Genomic DNA, 5,599 nt, shown 5'->3' with positions numbered 1-5,599 from the left:
GATGACGTAGTCGACCTGTTCGGGTGCGACTGAGGACTTGTCGAGGGCGCCTTTGATGGCGATGCCGCCGAGGTCGGACCCGGAGAGGTCTTTCAACGATCCGAGGAGTCGACCCATCGGGGTCCGAGCTCCCGCAACAATCACAGAACTGGTCACGATTTCCTCCGGCTGCAAAAGAGAGATAGTCGTCGGTTCCGTGCGGCCTAAGAGCCAAGTCACATCCCGACGTGTACTCCTCAAACGGTAGCGCTACCGTGAAAGGTATGACACAGACCTCCCCCAGTTCTGCACTCGCACCTTTGTCGTCCGACCTCGTCGTCGCGATCGATCACGTCGGAATCGCGGTGCCCGATCTCGACGTGGCAATCGAGTGGTACACGCAGCACCTGGGCATGGTGTCGACCCACGAGGAAATCAACGAATCGCAGGGCGTGCGTGAGGCCATGCTCTCCGTCGTCGGCTCCCCCGCCGGATCCACTGCCGTTCAACTGCTCGCGCCTCTGGACGAGAACTCGACCATCGCCAAGTTCATCGACCGAAGCGGCCCCGGACTCCAGCAGCTCGCCTACCGGGTCACCGACATCGACGCCATCTCCGCCGAGCTTCGCGACCGCGGGGTTCGGTTGCTGTACGACGCTCCCCGACGCGGTACGGCCAACTCGCGCATCAACTTCATTCACCCGAAGGACGCCGGCGGCGTCCTGGTGGAACTGGTCGAACCCGACGCGAGCCACTAGCAGACCCGACTCCAGCTCGTATGCCAGGTAGATTGTCGCCATGGCATACGAGCAGGACCGCGGTTCGATCCAACTTCCGTTCCAGATCGCACGGAAGGGATACGACCGCGACGAGGTACGCAACTACTTCGAGCGATTCGACGCGGAGCTGCGAGTTACCGCGGCTGATCGTGATGCTGCCGCTGCGCAGGCCCGTGACCTCGCCAAGCAGCTCGACGATGCACGCGACGACATCGACGACCTCCGCAAGGACGTCGACCGCCTCTCGGTACCGCCCACCACTGCGGAGGGCATGAGCGATCGCATCAGCCGCATGCTGCGCCTTGCCTCCGACGAGGCCTCGGAAGTGCGCGCGAAGGCCGAAGCCGACGCAGCCGAGATGACCTCCATCGCCGAACAGGACGGCGCTCGCCTACGTGGGCACTACGAGTCGCTGATCGCCGAACTCGAGGACCGTCGCAACGCGATGGAAACCATGCACGAGCAGACCATGGCGCAGGCCCGTACCGAAGCCGCCCGGATCGTCGAAGCCGCGCAGGCCGAGCGGGATCGACTGGCTGCCGAGTCCGAGGCCAAGCGCACTCAGATCCGCGAAGACTTCGACATCTCGATGTCGGAGCGCCGTGCCAAGGTCGTCGCCGCCGTCAACGAGTTGGAGTCGTCGAGCAAAGCAGAGGCCGAGCGTCGACTCGCCGATGCGTCGCACGAGGCTCAGCGCAGGCTGCAGGCCGCCACTGATCAGTCCGAGCGCAAGATCGCTCACGCGAAGGAACTCACCGAAGAACTGCGCGTTCTCCGTGGCCGAATCCTGGCTCAGCTCTTGGGTATTCGCGGACAACTCGATTCGGTTCCGGCTATGCTCGCATCGGTCAACCGGGAGAGCGAACTCCTCGATGCACCGCCCGCTCCGGTCATCGTCGAAGCCGAGGAAGATCTCGAGATCGAAGACAAGAAGGCCGACGCAGATAAGGTCGACGCAGAACCGGTCAAATCAGAACCGAGTATCGACGAAGACGACGTTCTCGAGGACTCGGACGAGACGAACACCGCCGAGATCGACACCCGCGCCGTCGAGCAGCGAGCCCAGTCCAGGAACTGATCGACGCTCAGGACCACCGTCTGGTCAGGCTGCGCGTACCGCGGCCTGACCAGCATCCGGTGTGCCAGTGTCGACGCTCGTTCGCGCCGCCCGGTTCCGAAGGCCACGTCACCACGTGAGCGACGCCGGGCCTGATGTCGTGATCACAACCGGGGCAGCGATAGAACTTCGTCGCGTTGGAGCCGGGTATCGGCCTCACCATGTACATTTCACCGCCCGGACCGGGTTCCTCCCGGACCAGCGCCCCGCCGAACAACACACCGCTTGGTGACGCCGACTCCGCGCTCGAATCCCGCGCACGCCGAGTATCCGTTCGACGGGTTTGCTTCGGCGAAGGTTTGCGGCGCGGCATGGTTCGAGTCTAAACAGCGTCAGAAGAGGCGGAACTCGGTGCTTTCGGTGCCCCGCAAGGCCTCGTAGTCAAGGACCAGGCAACGGATCCCACGGTCGTTGGCCAAAGTCTTTGCCTGCGGCTTGATCTGTTGCGCTGCAAAAACTCCCGTGACCGGCGCGAGCAGCGGATCGCGGTTGAGCAATTCGAGGTAGCGCGTCAACTGCTCGACGCCGTCGATCTCGCCGCGACGCTTGATCTCCACCGCCACCGATGCACCGTCCGCGTCTCGGACCAGAAGATCGACCGGCCCGATGGCCGTCATGTACTCACGCCGCACCAACGTGTAGCCGGGGCCGAGTGTCTCGACATGCTCCGCCAAAAGTTCTTGAAGGTGTGCCTCGACACCGTCCTTGATCAATCCCGGATCGAGACCGAGTTCATACGACGAATCGTGCTCGACCTCTTCGAGAGTGATCCGCAGTTCCTCGCCCGCCTTGTTGGTGACGACCCACAGGATGTCGTCGCCGTCCCCGGTGGTCTCGACCAACCAGCACGGCGGACTCATCCAGTTGAGCGGCTTGTACGCCCGATCGTCGGCATGGATACTGACCGAGCCGTCGGCTTTGACCAACAGCAGTCGTCTTGCGGTAGGGAGGTGGGAGGTCAGGCGTCCCACATAGTCGACACGGCAACGAGCAATAACTAGGCGCACCGGACCACCCTAAGCGATCATTACGACTACTCTCGACACACTATGCAGCGAAGCCGTGTCCCGAGTGCGCCCCTGGGGTCGTGGCTGCTCGGATCCACCGACGAAAGCCCCAGGCGCCGCCGAATCCGCGTCCAGGCACTACTCACCGCGCCCCTCCTGGTCACAAACCTGATCGGAGCGGTACTGGCGATCGTGCTCATCGGATTCGTGGTTCCCGGACCCGAGATCATCCACCCCGAATTCGCATGGATCAACTTCATTGCCGTGCCCGTCTTCATCGGGTGTGTCTTTCTCATCGGACTTCTGTGGGGCACCAAACGGCTGATGCGGGATCTTCGATGGGCCACCGAGGATCACCCACCGACAGAGCAGAATCAACGCGCGGCGCTGCGCGGGCCGTGGCGACTGACCCGAGTGCAAGCCGTCCTGTGGACGGCCGCGCTCATCACCTTCACGACCATGTACGGAATCGTCGACCCCGACACTATTCCGAAAGTTCTGTTCACCGTGGCTTTCAGCGGTATCACCACGTGCGCTTTCTGCTACCTGCTCAGCGAGTTCGCACTCCGCCCGATTGCTGCGCGTGCACTCGAATCCGGAGCACCCCGCAAGGCTGCCGTTCTCGGACTGACCGGCCGGACAATCCTCGTCTGGCTGCTCGGAAGCGGAGTCCCCGTCACCGGCTTGATGCTCGTGGCGGTCTTCAGCTTCATCCGGCCTGCATCGTGGCAAGCCCTCGCGATCGCCATCCTCGTCATTGGCGGAATCACCCTGTGCGTCGGACTCGGGCTGACATACATCAACATTCGGTCCGCCGCGGCCCCCATTCGGTCCGTGCGACGAGGAATGGAACAAGTCACCCGTGGCGACCTCACCGCGTCCGTCGTCGTGTACGACGGAACTGAACTGGGACTACTGCAGGCCGGCTTCAATCGCATGGCCGAGGGTCTGCGCGAGCGAGAGCGGATACGCGACCTCTTCGGGCGCCACGTCGGACACGAGGTTGCCGCAAACGCGGTTCGCCGAAACCCGGAACTCGGCGGTGAAGAACGTGACGTTGCCGTTCTCTTCGTCGACGTCATCGGATCGACCACGATCGCGGCCACCAACTCCCCTACGGCTGTGGTCGCTCTACTCAACCGTTTCTTCGACGTCATCGTCGACGAGGTCGACGCACACGGCGGATTCGTCAACAAGTTCGAGGGCGACGCAGCGCTGGCGATCTTCGGAGCGCCGACGACACTCGACGATCACGCCGGCAGCGCACTCGCCGCTGCCCGCAAGATTCAGCAGCGCCTGCGTGCCGAGGTTCCGGAAGTGAGCGCGGGAATCGGCGTCGCCGCAGGTGTTGCCGTAGCCGGGAACGTCGGTGCGCGAGAGAGATTCGAGTACACCGTCATCGGTGATCCCGTCAACGAAGCGGCGCGACTGTCCGAGGTCGCCAAGACGGTTCCGGGTAACGTCGCCGCATCCGGTCGGGCTGTGGCTGCCGCTGACAGCGCCGAGGCTGCACAGTGGTCGATCACCGAGAACATCACCCTTCGCGGCCGCCTCGAACAGACCGAGCTCGCGATTCCGTGCGACGCTCTGGAGTCCGAGACCAGCCCGTCAGACTCCGTGCCCGTGCAGCCCTGACCCCACCTCCCCCCTGAGCGAACGGCACGTTCGGTCGATCCAAGGCGATCAACGCCACGTTCGCTCGATGACTTTCCCGCTTCTCGACGGTCTATATCGGCACAGCGGAAATCCGACGACGCCTGGGAGATGGGTACGACTATGAAACTGACGACCTTTACCATCGTCACTCTCGACGGAGTGATGCAAGGACTCGGTGGGCCGGACGAAGATCGCCGTGGCGGATTCGAGCGGGGCGGCTGGTCCGCGCCATTGGTGGACACCGAAGCCATGGACTATCTCGTCCAGGTCTACCAGCGAGCTGACGCGTTCCTGTTCGGGCGACACACGTACGAGATCTTCGCCGGCTATTGGTGCGCGTTCGAGAATCCCGACGTCAACCCCATTGCAAGCGCCCTGAATTCGCGGCCCAAGTATCTTGCCTCGACAACGGTCACCGATCCGCAATGGAAGAACACCACGGCCCTTTCAGGTGACACCGCCACAGCTCTCGGCGCACTGAAAGCCAGACCCGGCGGTGAGCTTCAGGTGCACGGCAGTGGCAACCTGTGCCGCTGGCTTCTCGCGAACGATCTGGTCGACGAGATGATCCTGCTGATCGTTCCGGTGGTGGTAGGCCAGGGCACGCGACTGTTTCCCGACTCCGGACCGGACATCGCACTCGAGCTGGCCGAATCGCGAGCCACATCAAAGGGCGTGACGATTCAGAGGTATCTGCCGGCTGGCCGGCCGAAGTATGCGACTGCCACCGCCGACGGCATCGACTGATCCGGGCAAAGCGCCTGTCGTCCTCAGTCGTGTTCCCGCCCCTGATGGTGTGAACGTACCGTTCATCTCGTTGAAGAGGGTTAGCGTGTCGTTCACTCGATGCGGGGGTGCCGGCGGGGGTGCTCCCGCCCTTGATGGTGCGAACGGTACGTTGGGTCGATCTGAGGCGACGACAGTGCCGTTCGCTCGAAGTCGGGGGGTGTTTCGGGGGGGGTGTTTTGGGTACGAGAAAGCCCCCCAACCAGTACTGGTTGGGGGGCTTCTCTAATGCGTGTTCGGCGGTGTCCTACTCTCCCACACCCTGTCGAGTGCAG

At 63.3% G+C, this 5,599-nt stretch carries 6 protein-coding genes and 1 pseudogene; 4 read left to right on the top strand and 3 right to left on the bottom strand.

What is annotated here, in order from left to right; genetic code table 11:
- Positions 1–156: pseudogene (locus RhoBH5_RS32190) on the bottom strand (acetyl-CoA C-acyltransferase); the annotation flags it as partial.
- A 107-nt stretch (positions 157–263) separates the two neighbouring features.
- On the opposite strand from RhoBH5_RS32190, the gene mce reads away from it, so the two are divergent.
- Positions 264–737: a methylmalonyl-CoA epimerase gene (mce, locus tag RhoBH5_RS32185; RefSeq protein WP_007733251.1), complete on the top strand. Its 474-nt coding sequence runs from the start codon at positions 264–266 to the stop codon at positions 735–737.
- 40 nt (positions 738–777) lie between these two features.
- Positions 778–1,836 (top strand): hypothetical protein, encoded by a 1,059-nt coding sequence (locus RhoBH5_RS32180; protein ID WP_003945156.1) that lies wholly within the window; start codon positions 778–780, stop codon positions 1,834–1,836.
- Positions 1,837–1,843: 7 nt separating this feature from the next.
- On the opposite strand, the gene RhoBH5_RS32175 is transcribed toward RhoBH5_RS32180, so the two are convergent.
- Both RhoBH5_RS32175 and nucS read right to left on the bottom strand, forming a co-directional pair.
- Positions 1,844–2,188, bottom strand: coding sequence for a hypothetical protein (locus RhoBH5_RS32175; RefSeq protein ID WP_054828484.1), 345 nt, complete (start codon positions 2,186–2,188; stop codon positions 1,844–1,846).
- A 19-nt stretch (positions 2,189–2,207) separates the two neighbouring features.
- Complete coding sequence (gene nucS, locus RhoBH5_RS32170; RefSeq protein ID WP_007733244.1) at positions 2,208–2,882, bottom strand: endonuclease NucS; 675 nt, start codon at positions 2,880–2,882, stop codon at positions 2,208–2,210.
- A 42-nt stretch (positions 2,883–2,924) separates the two neighbouring features.
- Here nucS and RhoBH5_RS32165 point away from each other — a divergent pair, with 42 nt between their 5' ends.
- Together RhoBH5_RS32165 and RhoBH5_RS32160 are read left to right on the top strand one after the other, a co-directional pair.
- Positions 2,925–4,517 (top strand): adenylate/guanylate cyclase domain-containing protein, encoded by a 1,593-nt coding sequence (locus RhoBH5_RS32165; RefSeq protein ID WP_063316266.1) that lies wholly within the window; start codon positions 2,925–2,927, stop codon positions 4,515–4,517.
- Positions 4,518–4,658: 141 nt separating this feature from the next.
- Positions 4,659–5,285, top strand: coding sequence for a dihydrofolate reductase family protein (locus RhoBH5_RS32160; protein ID WP_270009590.1), 627 nt, complete (start codon positions 4,659–4,661; stop codon positions 5,283–5,285).
- Positions 5,286–5,599 lie beyond the last annotated feature (314 nt).

Source organism: Rhodococcus sp. BH5, from assembly GCF_027583855.1.
Taxonomy (GTDB): domain Bacteria; phylum Actinomycetota; class Actinomycetes; order Mycobacteriales; family Mycobacteriaceae; genus Rhodococcus_F; species Rhodococcus_F qingshengii.
The sequence above is the reverse complement of the archived record's forward strand: the minus strand, read 5'-3'. Positions and strand labels throughout refer to the sequence as shown.